Here is a 22,498-nt window from a genome sequence, read left to right on the forward strand (position 1 = left end):
GCTGGCCGCCATTGATCCGAAGGAATCACTCGGGAAGTCCTTCCAACGTGACGCGGACCTGACCGATCAGGCGTCCTATCGGGTCGGGCATGGACGCCAGCAGCAAACCGTCGTTCAGAACGGATACTGCCGCGATGTGCCCGGCGGGCTTGCTTCCACTGCCCTTAAACCTCTTGCTGTACGCGGGAAACAAAAGCTGCTCGCCGTCCGTGTAAGCGACAGCAGATCCTTTTGCCCCAAGCACCGCCGCGATGATGTCCTTGTCAGGCTGCAGTTTCTCTTCTGGCAAGATGCCGTAGGCGTCAGCAAAGCTTTGCAGCATGGCGAAGTCCAGGTCCAAGGGCGCGGAGAAGAACACCCCATGCCCCTCCAGCCAGGCAATCACCTTCTGGCCAAAAGGACCACGCACGTCCTGGCTGGTGTCGATGCCTTCGAGCTGCTCGGCCGTGGCCCCCAGTCCGTTGGGACCCTTGAATTTCAACAGCTGCGCCGCCGCGTACTTGACGCGTCCCCAGCCCCCCTGGAAGCGACCGACATCGAGGTCCAGCAGCGTGACGTGCGGGATGCCCAAGCCGTTGAGAAGCCGCCAGAAGTGGTTGACGTGCCGGCCGCCCAGCGGCACGACCGAGACCGATGAAGAATCAACCTCCAAGCCGGATACACGCAAACATCGAGGAACGACGATCTCCTCGCTGTCGCCCTCGCCGAGCACAACTAGTCGAGCGAAGTACAGCTCTGGGAACGCATGCAGCGCCTCCCGAACGAACTTGTGTTCTTCCGTCGCTGAAGGTGGCATCGTCACCACGCTTACGGTCGTGTGACGGGCGCCGTTCAGTCGCAGGTAGCGCACCTGATGAGGTTCCACTCTGCGCATCAACGAAGCGGAGTGGGTCGCGACGACGACCTGGGCGTCCTGGCCACGGGCCATCTCGGTCAGTGCCGCGAGCATTCGGCCGAGATAGTGCGGGGACAGGCTGTTCTCCGGTTCCTCCACAGCCAACAGCGTAAATACAGGTGGTCGCAACACGTCCACGTCGAAGCCGCCACCACCACCGGCCAAGCACGACCGGCCGATCGTGTGCGCAGTCATTACCAGCGCGACGTAGAGCATGGATTGCTGACCATCGCTGAGCCGGGAGAAGTCGACCACCTGAGCACCTGGTCCCGGCGTGAACTCAACGGTGATGTACCGAAGAATGCCCTCGATCTCGCTGGGGGTGAAGGCCATACCTGGACTGGTCAGGAAAGACCCGGAGTGTAGCGAGCGCCACTTGGATCCGAGATCGAGTATCAGCTGCTTGATGGCGGTGTTGGCAGCGAGAACGTTGCTGATCTCTTTACCGAGTTGCCCGACGCCGGACCGTTCCGCGCTCCAGTCTGCGGCCCGTAGCAGGCGGCCCAACAGAGAGTTAGCGGCATACGAGACGTGATCAGCAGGGTCACGCCGAGCAGGCAGGTAGTGAACCTGGATGGTGCCGCGGTTGTAAGGACTGGCTACTACAGTCCGCGTCGGTTCGTCATCGTCGTCGACAGCAAGGACGTGGACGAATGTGTCACTGATCTCGCCGTTCTCGTCGAGGTGTGCACTCAGACGAAAGCGCGCCGCCAACTGTCCATCGGCATCGCTCATGCGCATATGCGCGAAGTGGGACGCCACGGCTGGAGATGCCTGGCTGGCTGTGAGTTCAGGGAAGACAAACTCAGCTTCGAGCCACAAGTCCCGCTCGGCGACGGCTCCAGGCGCTTCGCCAAGCGGGACATGGAAGTCGTCACGGTGAAACCGGTGCAAGCCGCGCTCGGAACCGAACATACGAGCCAACGCATGTAGAAAAACTGTCTTACCCGCGCCGTTTGGGCCGAGCAGGAACGTCGACTCCTCCAAGGTCAGCTCGACCGGCTCCGGTCCCACCGACCGGAAGCCGCTCATCCTCAGACGTCTCAGCCTCATGCCCTTCCCTCCCGCCTTGCCCGATGTATCGCCTCCTTCGGAGTAACGTCCGGCCGCGTTAACGCCCTCGATGGCGATTCGTCCGTTTGGACGAGCAGGACTAGATCCTCACCGCTACGCGCGCATATCCCGGCCAGCGCAGCAGTCCTCTACAAGAGTCGATCACGCTTGGCGTCGGCCTCCTCTCGAACGGCCGCGAAGAACTCCTCATCGATCTCTTCATCGGCAGCTTCGTTGTCGAGATCCACCTCGTCACCGAGTTCAGCGTGTGACCGGTACAGCAGCCAACACCCTCGGATCCCGTCCAACAGGTCCTCAAGAAGGTCCTGCGCAGGACGAGCCGGATCGAGGGGCGTTACTCGCGGCATCAGTCCGGCAAGGAGCTCTTCATCGCCCGGTCCGTACTGCTCAGCTTGCGCCCTCGCCTGCTCGATCGCGTCCACCAGGCCGTCCGGATCGGACAGCTTGCCTTCAGCAGCGGCCATCGCTCCAGCGACCAGATCGACGACAACTCGCCGCGGGCTCTCGCCGACTATCAGACGCTCCAACACCAAAGTCGGTGTCTCCACGGCTAGCGCCTCGATGTTGTCCGCCTCCATGACGACGGCTGCAGGACTGACACCCGACACCTCGCTGACGATCTCCGCGGCAGCCAGCAACCAGTGCGCCGCAGCCACCGCGGCAGCGGTGGGATCAACCTCCTCGAAGAGCTTGCTCGACCACAGCGGATGCGCGTTGAGGTAGTCGTGCGCGGCATTGACCTGAAGTGGCGAAGCGTCTGCACGGCTCAGCTGAACCGCTTGCCGGGCGCGACCCGAGAAGTCACCTAGTTCCGCCTGCTCGACGGCAGCCAACTCCTGCTGGACGTCCGCGACGACCGCGTCCGTGAGCTCCTGATCGCCGATCGCATGGGAGGCGCGTCCGACTCGATGCGCCGCTTCCTCCACCCGAACGAGTGATTGAACGAGGTAACCCTGCTCGTCAGGCAGGTAGGGCTTCCTCAAGTGGTCGAGCACCTCGACGAAAGCCTCCCGTTCGCCCTGACGACGCCATCCCTCGCTGTTCGGTTCGATGCTCTCCACAGCGCTTGCCGGGTGCGTATAGGTCCACCACGCCATGTGCGACAGCGTCGTCAGACTCGCCGCGAGACGGAGCGCGCCTTCTCGGTCGACGAATGACGGCAAGACCGCAACTGTGCGTGCCAAACAGCCGTCACCTGTCTCCCACATCGCGATCAGGGCCCGGCGTTCGTCGTCGAAGGCGTACTTCGTCATGCCGCCATCTTGGCGGATCACCGCCAGCTAATTGCGCCGACGCCGCGCGGCCGCGGAACGTCGCGCCAGCCTCAACATGTAAGAGGTCCGCGCATGAACGGCCATCTCGCGGCGCACTTCGGCTGGAAGTTCCTCGTTCGGATCGACCTCTTGCTCGAACCGCCTGAGGAAGCCGTCCGTCGCAGGCGCTGTACGCGCACTTCGATCAGACGTCTGCGCCCAAGAGGCGTGCGCGGCGATGCGCGCTCGGAAGCTTCGTTGCGCGGCAGTCAGGCCATCTGGCGTTGCCTTCCCTTGATCGTCAGACATTTTCACCGATCCCGAGGCGAAGCTGTGTGTCCTGTGCCCGTTCGGCCGCGGCGCTGGCGCCGTAGTGCCGAGGCATGTCTTCAGACGTCCACCCGAGCAGGAGCATGAGGTCGCCGGTGTCGCCGCCGGCCTTCTTCCACTCGTGGGCGTAGTTGTGACGCCACCGGTGCGCGTGTATCCCAGACAAGCCAGCAGCAACTCCGCGGCGCTTGAGCATTATCTTGATTCCGTTCGGTGCCAACGGCCGCCGTCCGCGTTCCGCCAACCACAGGGCCGACAAGTCCGCACCGACGTGGCGCTCGCGTGCTCTCAGGTACCGACTGAGTGCGCGGGCGGTCTTCGGACCGAAGCGAACCCGTCGTTCCTTACCTCCCTTGCCCTGGTAGTGGACCGAGTCCAGGTTCAAGTCCACATCAACAAGATCCAGCCGACCGACTTCGGACAGACGCGCACCGGTGTTGTAGTAGAGCCGGATGATCGCCTCATCACGCAGTTGAACGAAGGTCTTCCCCTTGCAGGTGTCGAGGACCTTCTTCGTGTCGTCGTCCCGAATGACTGGGATCAGCTTCTTCTGCGTCTTGGGCTGCCTTACTCGGTCCATCGGCGAACGATCGATCTCCTCCTCGTCGTGCATCAACCACTTGAAGAACTGCTGTAGTCCTTTGTGCTTGTTCAGCGCGGTAGCAGCCGACCTGGTCTCGACCATCCACGCTTGGAACGCCTCAACGTGTTCCTTGCGGACCTCAGTGGGATCTTCCCCAGCATCAGCGGCGTGCGGCTCTGAGCACTCCCCGGCGAGGTAGCCGGCGAGCTGGGATGCGGCGAGCAGGTAGTTGTAGCGGGTGGTCTCGGGGTAGTTGCCTGCCCGAAGCGTTCGATCCCAGTCGCGGAGAAAACCTGCCCACGTCCGCGACAGACCAGCCGTCAGGCGCAACAGCTCAAGCGCCATCGCGGACCACCTGGCGTCGTCGTGCAGCTCGGTGTAGTTCCACATTGCGCCGGCCGCCGAGCTCAGGCCGGCCAACGCACACATGAGGATCGATGCGTGCCGTCATGCTGCTCGCCTCCAGCCAGGCGCGCCGACTTCGACGGCCGCAGCAGCGAGTTCAACATCGTGGGCACGCTGGAACACGAGCACCTCGCGGTGGGCCACGAGGGAGGTCGGGAAACCGGATGTGCGAGCAGACCTGCGTCGCTCAACGAGCGAAGCTCGGGTGACCAGGCGGCTGTCACGCAGCTCGGCGGTCAGCGCGATGCACCGGTCGACCAACACCAACCCAGCTGCGGTGCTGGCCGCGACTAGTCGCGTGGTCAGGTCGACCAGGGAATCGTCCGAGCGACGGTAAGGCTGCGCGACGACCGCGACGTGCCCGCCAGAACGCAACAGCGGCTCGCAGCAGCGCAAGGTCGTGGTGAGGTTGGCGACGGTGGACTTGATCGGGTCGTCGCCGGGGCCGGCCATGCGGCCCGACGCGGTGCGCACGGCGGTCAGGATCAGTCCGACCCGGCCCGAAAGACCGGCAGCTCGAACCGTCTCCAAGGCTTTCGGTCGCGCGTCGAGAACCGAACCATCCCGCCAAGCGCCTGCGCGCTTGGCGGCAGTGACGTTGGCTCGCGCGAGGGTCCACCATCGGCGATCGGCAGTGAGTCCGAACGCTTGTCGTCCGGCGCGCAGCGCTTCCGACAGGACGGTGCCCGCACCGCAATCTGGATCCAGGACGAGGTCGCCGAGGTGTGTGTAGGTCGCGATTGTGTGTGCCGCGACAGCTGGCGGAATCCGCTCCAGGTCGGTCTCGGTGCCAGGCAGGAGGCCGGTCTCACGCAGCTGTGCGAACGGGTCGTGTTGCCCAGTCGGCCAGACCGACAGCGGAGGCGCGAGGTGTTCGGGCATGAGAGCTCACCCGCTTTCGTTGGTCGGCTGGCGGGTGAACACCAGGAGGTCGTCGTGCACCTGGACGTGCCGAACCGGTGTCGTCGGTGGGCTCGTTGAAGTCCGCGAACGGACGTGGCCAGCCGGCGTAGTTACGACGAGCGCGCCGTCTCGAACCGGCGTGCGCAGCAGGGCGATTCGGTCGAGGTAGAGCAACCCCGCAGAGTGGGTAGCGCGCACCAGCAAGTCGGCCGGGTCGGCGAATCGGTGGCTTGCTCGGTCACCACGGGTGATGACGGCGAGGACGCCTGTCGGGGTGAGCAGATGACCCCACTCTGCGGGCAGGAACCAGCTGAGCGCCTGCGGCTCCGCCGCCGCAATGACGAGGTCGTAACGGTCCGAGCTGACGCGACGCGGCGCCGACTCCGGTCCGCGGTTGGTGTGGGCCGACGGTCGTGCGAGACCGTCGACAGTCGGACTGCTGACGGACTCCGTCAGTCCGCGTCCGGACTCCGCGCCGAGATGTGCACCTTCTTGCTCTGGGTTCGGGACGACGGTCTGCGACTGGACGCCTCGACCTAGTCGGACCACTGTCCATCCAGCCTCGTGCAGCCCGGCGTACGGGCCGGACCGGGGCTGCCCTTGGCTGCCGCGCACCGTTCGCAGTCCGGTTGACGTGAAGCGGGCCGCAGGTTCGAGCAGAAGCACTCGTTGACCGGGTTGGGAGTAGGTGGTGACGATCTTCACGACCGCGGTCAGCAACCAGCTTGCGAGCAATCCGGTGACTTCGCCGAGATCGTCCTGGGCACACGGCCAGACGGTGCTCGGACGACCGGAAACGATATTGCGGAGCACGAAGGGCAAGCCTCGCCGCCAACGTGTTCGCCGTGTCCGGGGCAGCGGGATCAGGGCAGGCTCGTGGTGGGACTTGCTGAGGTTCTCGGAGTCGTCTTCGGCAGACTTGTTTCCGTGTGCTGGGGTCATCGCGTGTCTCCTCCGACGGGACGGTGGCGCGTTAGCTGACACCCCTTAACTCCGCTTTTCCGCTTCCTTTTGGACTCGTCACCCGAATTTATCGACATCTGACCCAGACCACTGCGTCAAGATTCTTTTCTGACCGCGTGCGCCACTGACGAGCTAGCTAGCGAACAACTAGAAGGTCACTGAATTCGCAGCTCAGCGCATGTGCTGGAGCCCGACCCGAGACGCAACAAAAAGGCTCCCGTAGCGGCAGCTAGTAGCCATGTCGAGACCTTCTACTCTCAGCCTAATAGCGTCTTGGTATTTCCTTGGTATCACTCGTGGCTTCCTGACGTCGTTGCTGTTCGCATCGACTTTGCAGGAGTCAAGACATGACCACGAACTCGTTGGACATCGCGCGGGACGCATTCAACTGGCTGGTCACCGGGCCACACCCGGTCTCGTTGAACGGTCGACTCTTCACGGGGCTCCCAGGCCGGGACATCCCGCTCGACGAGGTCCGCGACCGGTTGTTGGCACGCCGCTGTTCGCAGGCGACTCGGGACGCGGTGTGGGCGCACCTGGTGCTCCGTTCCAGGACGGAAGGAGCGACCTGGACCGTCGCGGCCGTGGGGGTTGCGCTGCCCGCGCTGACGTCGGTGGCGGTCACGTTGTCGGACCGGTTCGCCGGCGATCCGGCTGACGTTCACGCGGAGGTGCTGCGCGGCTTCCTCGCAGCGCTGTCGACCATCGACCTGCGTCCGCCGCGGATCATCTTGCGGCTGCGATGGTCCGCCTACCGCTCTGGTCACAAGGCTCTTTCCGAGGCGTTGTCGAGTCCGACTCCGGTCGCGCCGGGATTCCGATCGGCACCGCCGCACGCTCCGTGGGGACATCCAGATCTGGTACTCGCCCGCGCGGTCGCGGACGGAGTTCTGACCCAGATCGAGGCCGCACTGATCGGTGCGACTCGGCTGGAGAACGTGTCCGTCGCGGACTGGGCCGCGCAGCACGAGGTCGGCGAGTGGGCGGTCTACAAGACCCGCAAGCGCGCCGAGCTCCGGCTTGTCGACTACCTCCGCGAGGCCGTCGTCGAGGCCGATCCGACCGACCCGCTCACCGACCAAGTGGCTGCATCGGTAGCCCTTGCGCGTCCGGTCCGACCAAGCCGCGACTTGTCTTCCCTGTCGCCCTTCGTGGCCGCCTTCGAAGGCGATTCGGAGCAAGCAGTTGAGGATCGCGTGTCCAAAACGGACACGAATTCCGGAGTTCAGGGATGCGGGACACACCCGCGCACAGCCCGGCCTTCGGAGGGGTCCCAATGCGCCTGATCGATCGTTTCTCTGCCACCGCACGCAGTTCGCGTAACGCTCTCGTCGGCGACGGTCCACAGTCGACAACGCTGACCAACTGGTCGCGCATCGCCGCGGTCGCGGGAGCTGCTGCTCTCGTACTGCTGACGTCCGCTTCGGTGGCCGGTGCCGACACGATGGCCGTCGCGTTGGCCAAGTCGGTCGACGAGGTCCTCAACAACATCCGCAACTGGATCATGGGAATCCTCGCTGGCCTGGCGACGGTGTTCCTGTCCATCGGCGGCGCCCGCTGGATCGTGGGCGGCAACGATCCCGGCGAAGTCGAGAAAGCCAAGTCCGCGTTCAGGTCCGCGGGCTGGGGCTACGGGCTCGCGGCCCTTGCGCCGCTGGTCGTCGAGATCCTCAAAGGGATCGTGGGTGCCTGACGATGGAGGTCACCCCGCCCCGAACAAGGGCACGTCGTCCACCGCGGTGGTGCGTCGGCTTGCTGGTGCTGTGCTTCGCCATCGGCCTGCTGGGAACGCTCGCCACGGCAGCCTCTGCTCAGCCCGTGACGCCAACGCCCACCGCGCCGACACCGACCGCGCCTCCAACCATTTCAACGCCGCCGACCACAACACCGCCTCCGACCGTCGGCCCACAGCAACCTCCTGCCGAACGCGCGGAGTGCGGCATCACTGATCTGTCGGCGTGCGTGAACGAGGGCTTCTCGTCGTTCATCAACCTGTTGGTCGGCGAGTCCCTGAACTGGCTGCTGCAGATGCTCGGCGACACTCTCCTGTCGACGCCCACCCTCGACCAGTTGCCTCGTATCGGCGAGATCTGGGAGCAGTCCCGGCTGTTCGTCGTCGCGGCCTACTCGCTGCTGGTGCTGCTCGCGGGGATCCTGGTGATGAGTCACCAGAGCCTCCAGACGCGCTACACGATTCGCGAGATCGCACCTCGCGTGGCCGTCGGCTTCATCGCCGCGAACCTCAGTTTGCTGCTGGGCGATCAGGCCATCAGGTTCGCCAACGCCGCGTCGATGGCGGTGCTCGGCGACAGCCTCGACCCGCAGGCGTCCGGCAAATCGGTCAAGGAACTGCTCGTGGCGTTGGTCAGCCAGTCTGTGATCGACGGTGGTCTGTTCGCCGGGCTGTTGTCGCTCGCGCTGACCATCCTGTTGATCGGGCTGCTGGTCGGCTACGTCGTGCGCGTCGGGCTCACCGCCATCCTGCTGGCCGGCGCGCCGCTCGCGCTGATGTGCCATGGCCTGCCGCAGTTGGAGGGCGTCGCGCACTGGTTCTGGCGTTCGGGTGCCGGAGTGCTCGGCATCCAGGTTGGACAGAGCCTCGCGCTGGTCGTGGCGCTCAAGGTGTTCCTCGAGCCGGGCGGCTTCGACTTCTTCGGCATGCCGACCGCGGACGGCATCATCAACCTGATCGTCCTGATCGCGTTGATCTGGATCCTGGTGAAGATCCCGAGCTGGGTCATGAACCAGGTGCGAGTCGGAGGCGGACGACGCTCGTTCCTCGGTGGTCTGGCCTACGCGTTCGCGTTCGGCAAAGCGATGGCGCTGGTCGGTGGTGGCCGGGCCTCTGCGGCTGGAGCTCGCACCGCGACGCGGTCGAGCAGCACGGCCGGCCGCACCGCAGCCGCAGATCCTCGGTGGCCGGCACAGCCTCGCTTCGCCTCGACTCCCGAGATGGTCGCCAAGCGCCTCAAGGAGTCCTACGACGCGGAACGCCTGCGGGCCGCTCGTCGGTCGCGGGTGCCGTCCCAGGATCCGAAGTTCCTGCAACCCCAACCTCAGCACACGATCCACGATCCCGCCGTCATGCCGGCGACGCTCGGGCCGACGCAGCCGGAGTTCAGCTCGGCCGCCGCGCCGGACGCGCCGATGACTCGGCCGCGGCGAGGCCCCAAGCCCGGTAGCTCCCCGCAGTTCCAGGTTGCCGGCGGACCTCGCCGTCGCACCGCCGCGCCCAAGGCGGTGAAGCCGGTCCGCGTGGCCTCGGTGCCTCCGCAGTTGCAGTTCCGCCCGGCAGTTCAGCCGCCGCCTGAACCACCGATGGCCAAGTCGGCAACTGCGCCTTCAACGCCGGTGTTCCGGGAGGCGCAGCCCGCGCCGCGCATCGGCGATGCCCGTCGGCGCACCCACTCCGTTGCACCGCCGGTGTTCCAAGCACCGAAGCCCTCAGGAGGCGAAGGGAAATGAGTCAGCCCGTCAGGATTCCTTCGGACGTCGACCGCGAGGACCACGTGCTCGGCCCGCTCACCGCGCGGCAGCTGCTCATCGTCTCCGTCGCCGGGATCGTGCTGTACGCCACGTACACCGCCACGCGCTCGTTCGTGCCGTTGGCAGTGTTCCTCGTCGTCGCGATCCCGATCGGCGCCACTGCCGCGTTCCTCGCGCTCGGTCAGCGCGACGGCGTCACGCTGGATCGGCTCGTGCTCGCCGCGTTGCGGCAGCGGCTTACCCCGCGACACCGAGTCGCAGCACCCGAAGGCATCCGCGACGTTCCGGAGTGGCTGGGCAATGCCGCAACGCCCTCTCCCGCCGCATTGCGGCTTCCTGCCGACGGGATCACCGACACCGGCGTGATCGACCTCGGCAAGGACGGCGTCGCGGTCGTCGCCGTGTGCTCCACGGTCAACTTCAGCCTGCGCACGCACACCGAGCAGGAGTCCCTCGTCACCTCGTTCGGCCGGTACCTGCACTCGCTCACCGCCCCGGTTCAAGTGCTCGTGCGCACCGAACGGCTCGATCTGTCCGGTCAGATCGCCGAGCTCCGCGGACAGGCCGGCGGACTGCCGCACCCTGCGCTGGAACAGGCCGCGTTCGAGCACGCCGAGTACCTCGACCAGCTCGGCAGCGCCACCGAACTGCTACGGCGTCAGGTTCTGCTGGTCCTGCGCGAGCCGCTGTTCGCCGCTGGTCCTACCGACGGCCTCGGTGGTGTCTCCCCGCTCACCGCGCTGATGGCCAAACGCAAGGCCGCCAAGCGGGCCCAGGTAGTTGATGAACCTGCTCGAAGGGCCGCGGAAACCAGGCTCGCTCGTCGACTCGGCGAGGCTGCCGAACTGCTGTCACCCGCGGGAATCGTGGTCACCCCGCTGGACTCCGGACAGGCGACCGGGGTGCTTGCCTCGGCCTGCGACCCCGACAGCTTGATTCCGCCGGACGCCGGTCTCGCCGGATCGGATGACGTCATCACCACCGCGCCGGAACCCGAGTGGAACGACGACGACTTCGACACCGTCGGGAGGAATCACCGATGAGCACGTTCACCCCTGATGCCCTCTCGGTCCATCCGCGCGCCCTGGAAGTCGGCGGCGAGTGGCTCGCGTCCTTTGCGGTCACCGGCTACCCGCGCGAGGTCCATCCCGGTTGGTTGCAGCCGTTGCTGACCAATCCCGGACGGGTCGACGTCTCGCTGCACATCGAGCCGATCGACCCCGTCACCGCGGCCAGCCGTCTCAAGAAGCAACTGTCCAAACTGGAGTCTGGGCGTCGGCACACCAGCGACAAGGGCCGGTTGATCGACCCGCACGTCGAGGCGGCCACCGAGGACGCCTACGAGTTGTCCGCGCGCGTCGCCCGCGGCGAAGGGAAGCTGTACCGGTTCGGCCTGTACCTGACCGTGCACGCGCCCACCGAGGAAGCGCTGAGCGACGAGGTGTCCGCGGTGCGTTCGCTCGCGGCGTCGTTGTTGCTGGACTGCAAGCCGACGACCTACAGGAGTCTGCAGGGCTGGGTCACGAGCCTGCCGATGGGCCTGGACCTGATCGGCATGCGCCGCACCTTCGACACGAGCGCGCTGGCCTCGGCGTTCCCGTTCACCTCCCCCGACCTGCCACCTCCCGACCCGACCTCGGTCGGTGCGCCGACGGGCGTGCTCTACGGCTTCAACATCGGCAGCCAAGGCCTCGTGCACCACGATCGGTTTGCCCTGGACAACCACAACTCGGTGATCCTCGGACGCTCCGGCGCGGGCAAGTCGTACCTGGTGAAGCTCGAGCTGCTGCGCTCGCTGTACCGCGGGATCGAGGTCCACGTCATCGACCCCGAGGACGAGTACGCGCGGCTGGCCGCAGCCGTCGGCGGCAAGCACGTCCGCCTCGGTGCCGACCAGGTCCGGCTCAACCCGATGGACCTGCCGATCCACACCCGCCCCGACGGGCGGCGAACCGCACCTCGTGACGCACTTGTCCGGCGATCGCTGTTCATGCACACCGTCGTCTCGGTGCTGCTGGGCCGCGAGCTGGAACCAGCCGAACGGGCAGTGCTGGACCGGGCCATCACCGCGACGTACCAACGCGCCGGCATCACCTCGGACCCGCGGACCTGGACGCGCCCAGCGCCCCTGCTGGCCGACCTCGCCGAGGCACTCGCGAAAACAGACGCGCCTCAGCTCGCGACGGGGCTGGAGCCCTACGTCACCGGCTCGTTCTCCACCCTGTTCTCCGGACCGACCACCACCCGTCCAGAGGGGCACCTGGTTGTCTTCTCGCTACGAGACCTGTCCGACGAGCTCAAGCCGATCGGCACCCTGCTGTCACTGGACGCGGTGTGGCGCCAGGTCTCCAACCCTGCGATCCGCAAGCGACGGCTCGTGGTGGTCGACGAGGCGTGGCTGCTGATGAAGGAGCGCGCGGGCGCTGAGTTCCTGTTCCGCGCCTCCAAGACGTTCAGGAAGCACAAGGCCGGCCTCGTGGCCATCTCGCAGGACGCCCTGGACCTGCTGGCGTCGCACCTGGGCAAGGCGGTCGTCGCGAACGCCGCGACGCAGATCCTGCTGCGGCAGGCCCCGCAGGCGATCGACGAGATCTGCAGCGTCTTCAACCTCTCCCTGGGTGAACGCCAGTTCCTGCTGTCCGCCGACCAAGGCCAAGGACTGCTCAGTACCGGAACGCAACGGGTGGCGTTCCAGGCGATTGCCTCCCCCGCCGAGCACTACCTGGTCACGTCGGACCCGACCGAGGTCGCCGCCATGCCCAGCACCGCCGCGGACATCGAATCCGCATTCGTCGAGCTCGACGCCGCCTAGCACTCCGAGGGGACACCCATGCCTGCTTCGTCGCCCGAGGCCGGTCGTCGGCCGGCTCGACTTCTCACCCAGAACCGCGAAATGCGCCAGATCGGCGCGTGGAACTGGTCACTGCCGGCCTGGGCCGGTCGACTTCCAGATGGCCGCACCTACAACACCTGCCCAAGCGCAGGCGTCTGCGCCCAGGCCTGCTACGCCCGCCACGGCACCTACACGTGGCCCGTCGTCCGCGCAAAGCACCACGCGAACCTGATGTTCGTCCTCGACGACCTGCCCGGCTGGGAGGCCGCGATGGTCGCCGAGCTGGGCGCCGCGAAGTTCCGCGGCGCGTGGATCCGGATCCACGACAGCGGCGACTTCTTCTCCGACGCCTACCTCCAGGCCTGGCTGCGGATCTGCCTCGCTCGACCCGGCACCAACTTCTACGCCTACAGCAAGGAGGTCGACCGGTTCCGTCGTCTCGTCGAGCCGGATCCGCCACCGAACTTCTTGTGGGTCTTCTCGTACGGCGGGACCCAGGACTCCGCGCTGAACCCGGACGTCGACCGCGTGGCCGACGTGTTCCCGAATGAGGCCGCGATCGAGGAAGCCGGGTGGTCCTCCCAGGAGGCCAGCGACCTGCTCGCGGTGCTCGGGCCACAGCTGGTCGGGGTTCCTGCCAACCGGATTCCCGCCTTCCTCAAGCGTCTCGCTGGACGCCGGTTCTCCGAATGGCAGGCCGAAGCCGACACCGAGCGCATCGCGGCGCGGCGCCGTCGACACCTGCGGCTGGTCGTCGACCACACCGAGCCGGCTGGCCACGCCGATGCCGCCTGACCGCTTCTCTTCACTTGCTACGTAGGGAGGCCTCGTGTTTTGCCTGTCCTCCAATCACTTCTCGCCGATCCAGGACTACCTGCGAGACCCTCTGGGTGCGTTCCAGAACGTCCTGACGCACCTGTGCGAACTCGCGCTGACGTGGGGGCCGGTCGTCGTCCCTGCTCTCGCGATCGCGACGGCCGGCGTGATCCTCGCGCGACGCCGCTGGCAGCGCCGCTACCACCAACGGCTGGTCAGCGACGCCCGCCTGATCACCGTCCTCGCACCACCCACGGTCGACCCGTCCGGTGCGCTCACGATGTGGTCCAACCTGGTGGGCCTGCTCAGGCCTGGGTGGCTGCGTCGCTTCTCTGGCCAGCCCCACCTCGCCTTCGAGCTCACGTTCACCGCGAACGGCGTCCAGATCCAGTTCTGGATACCTGGTCTGGTGCCACCCGGCATGGTCGAGCGCGCGATCGAAGCCGCCTGGCCTGGCTCCCACACCCAGACCTCACCCGCGAAGCCGTTGCCCGCCGTCCCAAAGGGCCGGAAAGCCGAAGCCGTTGGCGGCGAGTTGCGGCTCGCACGGACCGAGGCACTGCCGATCCGCACCGAACACCCCGTGGATCCGATCCGATCGCTGCTCGGCGCCCCGATCGGGCTCGGACCGCACGAGCGAGCATGCGTTCAGGTCCTTGCCCGCCCGGTCGCCGGCCACCGCGTAGCCAAGGCACGTCGAGCTGCCCGCCGCGTGCACGCGGGCCGGTCACCCCACCTGATCGGCCGGCTCCTCGACCTCATCACACCGGGCAAGACGCCGAAGTCGTCACCAAGGCATCGGACCCACGGTGTCGACCGGCAGGCCAGCCTGGAGCACGCCGCTCAAGACCGCGCTGTCGTTGAGAAGCTGCGGGCGAACCAGTTCGAGACCCGGATCCGGTACGCGGTCACCACCACCGTGCCAGCGAACGCGACCGCAGGCGAAGTTCAAGCGGTGCGTGAGGTTCTGCGTGGTCGTGGGCATGCGATCGCCTCGGCGTTCGCCGCGTACTCCGAGCACAACTACTACCGCCGGGTCCGGCTCCGCCACCCAGCCGCCACCCTGGCCGATCGCCGGTTCGGCAAGGGTGACCTGCTCTCGATCCGCGAGCTGGCAGCAATCGCGCACCTGCCGGTCGACGAGGCCACTCCCGGCCTGCAACGGGCCGGAGCGAAGGCGGCCCCGCCCCCGCCAGGAATCGCCGACGTCGGCGAGCACGTCAAACCGATCGGGCGTTCCGACTCCGGCCACTCCCGCCCCGTCGGCCTGCACGTCGCGGACGCGACGCACCACGTTCACCTGCTCGGGGCCACCGGTTCCGGCAAGTCCGAGCTAATGGCGCAGATGATCCTGGCCGATGCCGAAGCCGGCAGGGGCGTCGTGGTAATCGATCCCAAGGGCGACCTCGTCTCCGACCTCCTGATGAGGCTGCCGGAGGAACTCGGAGAGAAGGTCGTGCTGTTCGACGCCGACTCCAGATCCCGCCCGCCAGTTCTCAATCCCTTGGACGGCAAGGACAAAGTCCGCGCGGTCGACAACCTCGTCAGCATCTTCTCCCGCATCTACGCGTCCTCGTGGGGACCACGCACCGAGGACATCCTGCGCGCCAGCCTGCTCACCCTCACCGCGATGCCCGGCACTCCGACGCTCGTCGACCTGCCCAAGCTGCTCACCGTGCAGGCGTTCCGCCAGCGGGCGCGCGACCACATCGACGACGAGGTGCTCAGGGGCTTCTGGACCTGGTACGACGACCTCTCCGAAGCCAACCGGGCCCAGGTGATCGCACCGCTGATGAACAAGGTCCGCGGCTTCCTGCTCCGCCCCTTCGTCCGCGCGGCCATCGCCGGCGGCGAATCCACCGTAGACATGGACGACGTGCTCAACAACGGCGGAATCTGCCTGGTCCGCATCGCCCGCGACGCCCTCGGCACGGAAACCGCACAGCTGGTCGGCTCGATCGTCGTCGCACGCACCTGGCAGGCCGCCACCCGCCGAGCCAACATCCCCAAGCCCCAACGACGCCACTGCGGCCTGTACATCGACGAGTGCCACAACTTCCTGAACCTGCCCTACCCGGCTGAAGACATGCTCGCCGAGGCCCGCGCCTACAAGCTCTCCACCACCCTCGCGCACCAATACATGAACCAGCTCACGAAGGAACTCGAAGAGGGCATCAGCACGAACGCCCGATCGAAGATCTACTTCAACGTCTCACCGGAAGACGCCAAACGCCTGGCGCGGCACACCATGCCGAGGCTCTCCGAACACGACCTCGCGAACCTCGGCGTCTACCACGTCGCGGCCCGCCTCGTAGTCGGCGGCGAAGAGACCCCGGCGTTCACCGCGGTGACCGAGAAGCTCAGGCCGGCCATTCCCGGACGCGCCAAAGCCATCCGCAACGCGGCGAGGGTGAACACACGTCCACCGGCTTCGGGCGCCGTCGAGACGAAGTCGTCCACTGTGGATCCACGCCGCGCCACTTAGTCCCCTACTCATGGGAGGTGCGTTCCATGATCTCGAACCCCACCCCTCAACGGACGCTACGAGGGCACATGCCCCAACGCCCCACACCTCGAGCAGCCACAACCGGCGAACACCACGCGCAGTTGGCCCGGCGGCTCACGCCACGAGACCGATGGCTGGCCAGGATGCTCTACGAACACAAAGTCCTGACCTCAAAGCAGATCATCGAACTCTGCTACCCGAGCAAACGCGCCGCCAACCACCGTCTGCGCGACCTGTTCACGTGGCGCGTCGTCGACCGCTTCCAACCGTTCATCACCAAGGGCACCGCGCCCATGCATTACGTGCTCGACATCGCCGGCGCGGTCGCCCTCGCCTACGAGGAAGGCCTCGACCCCAAGAAGATCGGTTACCGACACGAAGACGCATTGGGCATCGCGTACTCCCTGCGCCTGGCTCACACCGTCGGGGTCAACGGCTTCTTCGCCAGCCTCGTCGCGCTCAGCCAGCAGCGCGGCGCCGACGGCCGGCTGACCGCGTGGTGGTCGGAGTTGCGCTGCATGCGCTTGTTCGGCGACATGGTTCGCCCCGACGCATACGGCCGCTGGCGGGAAGACGGCCACGAGATCGAGTTCTTCCTGGAGTTCGACTTCGGCACCGAGGTCCTCGGCATCCTCAGCAGCAAGCTCCACGACTACGAGAAGCTCGCAACCGCAACAGGAATCAGCACCCCGGTCCTTGTGTGGCTACCGACCAACAGCCGCGAAACCAGCGCACGCGGCACACTCGCCACCGCTCTGGCCCAGCTCGATCGCCCTGAGCTCGTGCCGGCGGCCACCACCTCCGCGGACGTCACGGCTGAGCGAGATCCGGCTGCTGCCAGGTGGCTACCGATCTCTACTGCAACCTCGCGACGGCCCGGCCGCCTGAGGCTCGCCGAGCTCGCGCAGCTCTGGCCTCAGGCCACCCCGCCAGCGGCACCGGCCCCGCCCACGGTCCCGAACCGCGGGGCACCTCTAGCACTGGCCGCGCCGGAGCCGCTTCCGCCACCACCGCCCACCAGCAACTTCGGGAGGTGACCCGTGAAGATCGCCATCGCGGTGGCCGCGGTAGTCGTCGCCCTGCCCCTCGCACTCGGCGGCATCGCGCAGGCCATCGTCAAAGGTCTCTTCGGGAACAGCAGCACCCAGCCGAGCACAGCAGCGCTCGCCGACATCCCCGGCGACTACCTGGCGCTCTACCAGGCGGCCGCCCCATCCTGTCCCGGTCTGGACTGGTCGATCCTCGCCGCGATCGGCAAGATCGAGAGCGATCACGGCCGCAGCCCACTGGCCGGCGTCGCGAACGGAACCGAGAACTACGCTGGCGCACGAGGACCAATGCAGTTCCTCCAGCCCACGTTCGACGGTGTGATCGCGCGCCACCCGCTTCCGCCAGGCGGCCAGAAGCCGCCGTCACCGTGGAACAAGCACGACGCGATCTACGCCGCCGCCTACTACCTCTGTGATTCCGGCGCCCAGAAGGACATCCGCAAGGCGCTCTGGGCTTACAACAACGCAGACTGGTACGTCAACGACGTGCTCGCGCAGGCAATGAAGTACGGCGACGCCATGACCGGCACCGGCGACTGCAACAACATCCAGGCACCCAACCCTGTTGCAGCCAAGGCAATCGCCTTCGCCTGCGCCCAGCTGGGCGAGCCCTACGTCTGGGGTGGCAACGGCGAGACCGGCTGGGACTGCTCAGGTCTCGTTACGGCGGCCTACCGGGCCGCAGGCATCGTCATCCCTAGAACGACCCAACCCGAGTACGAAGCCGGTCCACTGGTGCCCGCAGGCCAACCACTCATGCCGGGAGACCTGGTCTTCTACGGCACGCCGAGCAACGTCCACCACGTCGGCCTGTACCTCGGTGCCGGAAAGATGGTGCACGCTCCGACCTTCGGCCAACACGTCCAAGTCGGCCCCTACCGCTGGGACAGCGATGGCTATCTCGCCGCTTCCAGACCTAGGCATCAGGTGTAGCTGCAGCTTCCGCGCACACATGAACACAAGATGACCATCTCTTCAGCTATCGCAGGCAGGTCCCATTCGCAACCCGCGCTCATACCGAAGTGCGGACATTCACCGCTGTCATCCGCAAAGCGAACAAGCGCACTAGGACCATCGACGCAGGAGCCACTTAAACCCACCGTGCGAACTTTTGAGGTGTTGACGATGCGCTTCAACTGAAGCAAAAACCTCCGAGCATCGACCGCAATATATCTGCCTCAACCGGAGCGGACAATCGATTGAGTGCACATAATGCCGACATAAGTCGCATTTTTCGGAAACAAAATCCGGCTTGCTCTCGAAAGTATTGGCCGACGGCCAGTCCTGCCGCCCCCGCGGGTAGACGTATTGCAGCCTTTCGATCTCCCCGGCGCCAGTCACGAGCACTCTACTGCCGTATACGCCTATGACAGGATCCTTGCGCGAGTACAGATCGCCTCTTCGACAGACGAACGTCGCAGTGGCATACAACCCTCGCTCCAGCTCAATAGGCTGCTCACGACCGATAACTAGAGGAATAGCAAATGAGCTACCCGGTCGAGGCACGCTCGTTATCACACTCAATCCAATATCACCATGATCGATCTCGCGCGTATGGGTGTTCATCGCATTGATTTCAACAGGCAAAAGCAGGCGGATTGAATCGCTTCCTAAAGCGGATCTAAATTGACCAACCGGAGTAACCTTGCCGTCAAAACTGACCACCGCCACCGGCTGCGCTCGGCCATCAAACAATCTATCTCGGCGCGAATAGAAGTACTCGAATGCCCAGCCGATCAGTCCGCTATACGGTCCCATTTCATAATTCAGATGATCTCGCAACGAGGCCATGATCACAGCAGTTTCCGCCGCGCTAGTCCTCCATTGAGAACTCATCGGTCTCCGCTCATCCGAAGGGCTGGTTTCGCTACATAGTCGCATCATGCCCGACAGTTGCCAACCAGCCTGCCGAACTGCCCAGAAACTTTAGATACACCCGGCTCGCGTGGAATAAGTCGGCGGTTTGTGACATTCACGACCGCTGCAGCGATGCAGTGCCGTGAGCACCATGTCTTGACCATGCACACACAGGGAGATGCACCATCCACAGCCCACCCGGATAGGCCCGCCAGCCAGACGTCCGCGAACGCCTAAGGCATCCCTTGGCAGTCACGTCTAATCTCACCGAAAGCGGTGCTTGCAAGAATGTTTACATGGTCGATTGCCATCGCAGTGCTCAGTTTACTCTTGGGCACACTTTTCGGCTACTTCATGCCTCCAGCACCACATCCTTCCGAGGCAGCCACCCGTCGTCATCCGACAGAATTCTTCAAGTCCGCTTTGCCGTGGATGTGCCTACTAATTGGATCCATATGGATTGCGATCCTGTCGTATCCCGTCATTGCAGCTTCCCTGCAGTCACAACCATGGGTCATCGACGTTTTTCGGCAGCATTTTTCGGCAATCGTCGGCCTACCTGCGATGGCACTCCTTTCCTACATCGTCGTTTTTGTTTTCGAAACTCGGCACGACAAAATCGAGATTAGCATAGGGAACTTCCTTAACTTCAGAGGCGCCTCCGGTCCGATAGTGCTGTGGATCTTGTGCTTCGCGGTTGGCTCGGTTTGTCTAAAACTTATGTGGTAGCCCGCAGCAGATCCGCCCGTTCACGCACCCGACAGCAGGCAGCGGCCGCGCCACACTAATAGGTTGAATTTTAGCGGCGAACCCAATCTTGGATTCGAACTCGAAAATTGCGTCAGCCGACAAATCGGTCGATCGCGTTTGCTTGAGACAACCGTGACAGTCAGTTTCGTAAGGACAAAAGCAGCACACTGCAACGAGCTCGATCTCGACCCAATTCAACCACGAACTGCTGTCAGCACCATCGACTCATCCGATTACTCGCCGCGGGCGCCAGGCGAACCTTCTACACGAAAGGAAGTCCGCAGCTCAGGCGTCGCCTGCCTCTTCTTTTCCGTCCAGCAGCTTGTACAAGTTAGTCCGGTCCATGTTCAGCTCACGTGCGACCTGAGCCTTCGGCACTCGATCCTCGACCGCCGCGGTTATCCGCGCGAATCGCGCCTTGCGGGCTGTCTTGAGCTTGTCGAGCGTGGCGACCCGGTCCGCCTGAAGTTCGGCCTCTTGCTTGCGGATCATCTGGAGGTGGTCCTGCAGCTCCTGCACCTCGGCCGCGCTCTCACGGAGCAACTCGAAGTGCTCTTCCTTGTCCACGTCCCGCCCCTTCCGGCCGCCGAGCTTGAGGCACAAGCCGAACAGGCCCGTTGTATCACGGTGTGGACCGCGACACCTCAGGTCGACAGCAGGAGGCGCTCACGCCGGTCGGTTCCAACCGCCCAGCCAGACATGTCGGCCGGTCTCAGCGAGTTCGGCCTGACGCCGCCGCCAGTCCGGCATCCAGCGGTTCATCTGCCGCTGCCAGGCAGGACCGTGCGAGCGTCCAGCCGGCCCGGTGGCGTGCGCCATCTCGTGCGCCAGCAGGTACTCAACAAGCCGCACCGGCAGGCTGAAGGCGGTCCAGTGGGCGGCAACTGTGTGCTTGGGTGGGCCGTAGTAGAGGCCCCAGTGACGGCGCCCGAGGTCGCGGACGACGTAAGCCAGGTCCGAGATCTGGCCGTCCAGCTCGTACCGGCGCCCGTGCTGTTGCAGCCACTCCAGCCCGATCTTGCGATAGAGGCCGATGATCGCCTGGCGTATCCTCGCCGGCGACTGCCGACGCACGTACAGGATCCCAACCGGGTCGAATGCAGGCAGTTGATCCACGCCCGCTGGCACGTGGTCCATGAGTTGCAGCCGGTAGCTGGCCCCGTAGAGGTGGAACTCCTCCCCGTCGGTGAACTCCTTGATCGAATGGGCGGGCGCGAGCTGCGTAGCGATCTTCACCTTCTCGTTGAGCCACTGCCGTTTGCAGGTGACGAACCAGGTGATCAACCGCGGATCTGTGTTCGGCGGAACCAGGACGAGAACCGCGCCGCCTGGTTTGACCTCAAGTGAGAGTCGGCGACGTCGCGGGCGGATCACCAACTCGACCTGCCAGTCAGCTGGGAGCGATACCGCCGCGAGCGCCGCGCGGAACGGCTCTGAGCTGCTCATCGCAGACCCTCCCGGTAGTCGACCTGGTCGAGCGACGTCACCACCGAGGCGGCACCGAGACGAAGGAGCTCGTTCACCCCGGTCGAGGCGGCGGAGTGAATCGGCCCAGGAACGCCGTACACGCGCCTACCCAGGTCCTTGGCGACACCAGCGACCGTCAGCGCCCCACTACGTCGTCCAGCCTCAACGATCACGGTCGCCGGTGTCAGGGCGGCCAGCAGGCGGCATCGCGCGTGAAAACGCCTCCGGGTCGGTACCGCGCCGATCGGGTACTCGCTGAGCAACAGGCCACCTTGATCAACAACCTGCTCGTAGAGGCGGCTGTGTTGGTGCGGATAGGTTCTATCCACTCCGCACGGCAGGACCACAACCGTCGGGCCGCCTGCCGCGAGCACGCCACGGTGGGCGGCCTCGTCTACTCCAAGACCCCCGCCGCTGATGACGGCCACGCCGGCATCAGCCAGTCCGCCACCGAAGTGTGTGGCAATGGTGTTGCCGTAGACCGAAGAGGCACGACTACCGGTGATCGTGACGGCGGTATCGGTCAACACGGTCAGCGAAGCGTTGCCGCGCAACCAAAGGGCCAGCGGTACACCGTGGCCGGCCAGAGCGGACATCCGACGCAGGGGCCAGTCCTCGTCTTCCGGGACCAGCAGGCGGGCCGTGCCATCATCGATGGCCCGCAAGTCGTCTTCAATCTGTGGGTCCTGCCGAACGATCTCGGAGAGGACAGCAGCGGGAGCGGCGCCCTTTCGGATGCGCGAAACGGCGTCCACAGGGCCATGCACGGCGACGAAGTGATGCACGGCAGGTGCAGGCGGCTCAACTGCGTGCAGAAGGAACAAACGGGCGCGAAGAACGTCGGGCGACGACATGATCAACTCTCCTGATGAGTGACGTGTCGGTTCTGTCATCCGTAGACGACTTCACCGAGGGTGGCGAGCTGGACGATCGCGTCGAAGCCGACGCAGTCGAGCTGACAAACCGCGTCGGTGGCGGCGTCGTGGCTATCGGCTTCCAGCACATCGACGATCTGGTCGATGATCTTGTTCGACAGCCGGACGGAATCGCGTTCACTCACGATGCGGCACATGGTCGCGAGCATCATGTTGTGGTCCAACGAGAAGCGGTCGCCAGACTCGTCCTCGATCAGTTCGACGTTCCAATCGAGAACCTCATCGGCGGTGGTGTCAGTGCCATCTCGCGTGACGGTTCGCTCGTGGGCGACAGTCGCCCAGTAGCGGCTCATGTCCCACGAGTCGCTCCACATGCACCACGTGTCATCGGGCGTGAGATGCGGCGCGCGATGTCCGTTCGATACCTGGGAGTTGCTCTGATCGTTCACTTCG

At 65.4% G+C, this 22,498-nt stretch carries 19 protein-coding genes; 9 read left to right on the forward strand and 10 right to left on the reverse strand.

The window, feature by feature from the left end:
* Positions 1 to 25 precede the first annotated feature (25 nt).
* The 5 genes from ABZX02_RS06890 to ABZX02_RS06910 form a co-directional block, all read right to left on the reverse strand.
* The gene (locus ABZX02_RS06890) at positions 26 to 1,948 is read right to left on the reverse strand and encodes an AAA family ATPase (RefSeq protein WP_355295594.1); all 1,923 of its coding nucleotides are present in this window, start codon (positions 1,946 to 1,948) and stop codon (positions 26 to 28) included.
* 149 nt (positions 1,949 to 2,097) lie between these two features.
* Entirely contained in the window at positions 2,098 to 3,222 is a 1,125-nt protein-coding gene (locus ABZX02_RS06895) for a hypothetical protein (RefSeq protein WP_355295596.1), read from the reverse strand.
* Positions 3,223 to 3,523: 301 nt separating this feature from the next.
* Positions 3,524 to 4,480, reverse strand: coding sequence for a tyrosine-type recombinase/integrase (locus tag ABZX02_RS06900; RefSeq protein WP_355295598.1), 957 nt, complete (start codon positions 4,478 to 4,480; stop codon positions 3,524 to 3,526).
* Positions 4,481 to 4,582: 102 nt separating this feature from the next.
* On the reverse strand, positions 4,583 to 5,422 hold the full coding sequence (locus ABZX02_RS06905; protein ID WP_355295600.1) for a DNA methylase: 840 nt from the start codon (positions 5,420 to 5,422) through the stop codon (positions 4,583 to 4,585).
* Positions 5,423 to 5,428: 6 nt separating this feature from the next.
* Positions 5,429 to 6,385, reverse strand: a complete 957-nt coding sequence (locus ABZX02_RS06910) for a hypothetical protein (RefSeq protein WP_355295602.1) — start codon at positions 6,383 to 6,385, stop codon at positions 5,429 to 5,431.
* A 368-nt stretch (positions 6,386 to 6,753) separates the two neighbouring features.
* Here ABZX02_RS06910 and ABZX02_RS06915 point away from each other — a divergent pair, with 368 nt between their 5' ends.
* From ABZX02_RS06915 to ABZX02_RS06955, 9 genes are all read left to right on the forward strand, one after another.
* Positions 6,754 to 7,692, forward strand: coding sequence for a hypothetical protein (locus ABZX02_RS06915; RefSeq protein WP_355295604.1), 939 nt, complete (start codon positions 6,754 to 6,756; stop codon positions 7,690 to 7,692).
* Between the two features lie 122 nt (positions 7,693 to 7,814).
* Positions 7,815 to 8,099 (forward strand): pilin, encoded by a 285-nt coding sequence (locus tag ABZX02_RS06920; RefSeq protein ID WP_355295833.1) that lies wholly within the window; start codon positions 7,815 to 7,817, stop codon positions 8,097 to 8,099.
* Positions 8,100 to 8,158: 59 nt separating this feature from the next.
* A complete protein-coding gene (locus ABZX02_RS06925; protein ID WP_355295605.1) occupies positions 8,159 to 9,871 on the forward strand; it encodes a hypothetical protein in 1,713 nt (570 codons plus the stop codon).
* Positions 9,868 to 10,935, forward strand: a complete 1,068-nt coding sequence (locus tag ABZX02_RS06930) for a PrgI family protein (RefSeq protein ID WP_355295607.1) — start codon at positions 9,868 to 9,870, stop codon at positions 10,933 to 10,935. Before ABZX02_RS06925 ends, ABZX02_RS06930 begins: the two co-directional genes overlap by 4 nt.
* Complete coding sequence (locus ABZX02_RS06935) at positions 10,932 to 12,704, forward strand: DUF87 domain-containing protein (protein ID WP_355295609.1); 1,773 nt, start codon at positions 10,932 to 10,934, stop codon at positions 12,702 to 12,704. The genes ABZX02_RS06930 and ABZX02_RS06935 overlap by 4 nt, the downstream gene beginning before the upstream one ends.
* Before the next feature lie 18 nt (positions 12,705 to 12,722).
* Positions 12,723 to 13,520 carry a hypothetical protein gene (locus ABZX02_RS06940; protein ID WP_355295611.1) on the forward strand — a complete coding sequence of 266 codons (798 nt, stop codon included), beginning with the start codon at positions 12,723 to 12,725 and terminating at the stop codon, positions 13,518 to 13,520.
* A 34-nt stretch (positions 13,521 to 13,554) separates the two neighbouring features.
* Positions 13,555 to 16,026, forward strand: coding sequence for a DUF87 domain-containing protein (locus tag ABZX02_RS06945; RefSeq protein WP_355295612.1), 2,472 nt, complete (start codon positions 13,555 to 13,557; stop codon positions 16,024 to 16,026).
* A gap of 164 nt (positions 16,027 to 16,190) precedes the next feature.
* Positions 16,191 to 17,084 carry a replication-relaxation family protein gene (locus tag ABZX02_RS06950; protein ID WP_355295614.1) on the forward strand — a complete coding sequence of 298 codons (894 nt, stop codon included), beginning with the start codon at positions 16,191 to 16,193 and terminating at the stop codon, positions 17,082 to 17,084.
* Positions 17,085 to 17,126: 42 nt separating this feature from the next.
* Positions 17,127 to 18,029 (forward strand): bifunctional lytic transglycosylase/C40 family peptidase, encoded by a 903-nt coding sequence (locus ABZX02_RS06955; protein ID WP_355295835.1) that lies wholly within the window; start codon positions 17,127 to 17,129, stop codon positions 18,027 to 18,029.
* 132 nt (positions 18,030 to 18,161) lie between these two features.
* Here the strand turns inward: ABZX02_RS06955 and ABZX02_RS06960 are convergent, their stop codons facing one another.
* From ABZX02_RS06960 to ABZX02_RS06980, 5 genes are all read right to left on the reverse strand, one after another.
* The gene (locus ABZX02_RS06960) at positions 18,162 to 18,893 is read right to left on the reverse strand and encodes a hypothetical protein (protein ID WP_355295615.1); all 732 of its coding nucleotides are present in this window, start codon (positions 18,891 to 18,893) and stop codon (positions 18,162 to 18,164) included.
* Between the two features lie 1,095 nt (positions 18,894 to 19,988).
* A complete protein-coding gene (locus ABZX02_RS06965) occupies positions 19,989 to 20,270 on the reverse strand; it encodes a hypothetical protein (protein ID WP_355295616.1) in 282 nt (93 codons plus the stop codon).
* A gap of 99 nt (positions 20,271 to 20,369) precedes the next feature.
* Positions 20,370 to 21,149 (reverse strand): YgjP-like metallopeptidase domain-containing protein, encoded by a 780-nt coding sequence (locus ABZX02_RS06970; RefSeq protein WP_355295618.1) that lies wholly within the window; start codon positions 21,147 to 21,149, stop codon positions 20,370 to 20,372.
* Positions 21,146 to 22,024 (reverse strand): DNA-processing protein DprA, encoded by an 879-nt coding sequence (locus ABZX02_RS06975; protein ID WP_355295620.1) that lies wholly within the window; start codon positions 22,022 to 22,024, stop codon positions 21,146 to 21,148. Before ABZX02_RS06975 ends, ABZX02_RS06970 begins: the two co-directional genes overlap by 4 nt.
* A 35-nt stretch (positions 22,025 to 22,059) precedes the next feature.
* Positions 22,060 to 22,494 (reverse strand): hypothetical protein, encoded by a 435-nt coding sequence (locus tag ABZX02_RS06980; protein ID WP_355295622.1) that lies wholly within the window; start codon positions 22,492 to 22,494, stop codon positions 22,060 to 22,062.
* Positions 22,495 to 22,498: the final 4 nt, after the last annotated feature.

This window comes from Lentzea sp. NPDC003310 (genome assembly GCF_040610935.1).
GTDB lineage: Bacteria > Actinomycetota > Actinomycetes > Mycobacteriales > Pseudonocardiaceae > Lentzea.

Bases quoted from the DNA above. Each gene is read 5' to 3' on its own strand.
- ABZX02_RS06890 (WP_355295594.1), bottom strand. From the start codon at position 1,948: ATGAGGCTGAGACGTCTGAGGATGAGCGGCTTCCGGTCGGTGGGACCG.
- ABZX02_RS06895 (WP_355295596.1), bottom strand. From the start codon at position 3,222: ATGACGAAGTACGCCTTCGACGACGAACGCCGGGCCCTGATCGCGATG.
- ABZX02_RS06900 (WP_355295598.1), bottom strand. From the start codon at position 4,480: ATGGCGCTTGAGCTGTTGCGCCTGACGGCTGGTCTGTCGCGGACGTGG.
- ABZX02_RS06905 (WP_355295600.1), bottom strand. From the start codon at position 5,422: ATGCCCGAACACCTCGCGCCTCCGCTGTCGGTCTGGCCGACTGGGCAA.
- ABZX02_RS06910 (WP_355295602.1), bottom strand. From the start codon at position 6,385: ATGACCCCAGCACACGGAAACAAGTCTGCCGAAGACGACTCCGAGAAC.
- ABZX02_RS06915 (WP_355295604.1), top strand. From the start codon at position 6,754: ATGACCACGAACTCGTTGGACATCGCGCGGGACGCATTCAACTGGCTG.
- ABZX02_RS06930 (WP_355295607.1), top strand. From the start codon at position 9,868: ATGAGTCAGCCCGTCAGGATTCCTTCGGACGTCGACCGCGAGGACCAC.
- ABZX02_RS06935 (WP_355295609.1), top strand. From the start codon at position 10,932: ATGAGCACGTTCACCCCTGATGCCCTCTCGGTCCATCCGCGCGCCCTG.
- ABZX02_RS06940 (WP_355295611.1), top strand. From the start codon at position 12,723: ATGCCTGCTTCGTCGCCCGAGGCCGGTCGTCGGCCGGCTCGACTTCTC.
- ABZX02_RS06950 (WP_355295614.1), top strand. From the start codon at position 16,191: ATGCTCTACGAACACAAAGTCCTGACCTCAAAGCAGATCATCGAACTC.
- ABZX02_RS06970 (WP_355295618.1), bottom strand. From the start codon at position 21,149: ATGAGCAGCTCAGAGCCGTTCCGCGCGGCGCTCGCGGCGGTATCGCTC.
- ABZX02_RS06975 (WP_355295620.1), bottom strand. From the start codon at position 22,024: ATGTCGTCGCCCGACGTTCTTCGCGCCCGTTTGTTCCTTCTGCACGCA.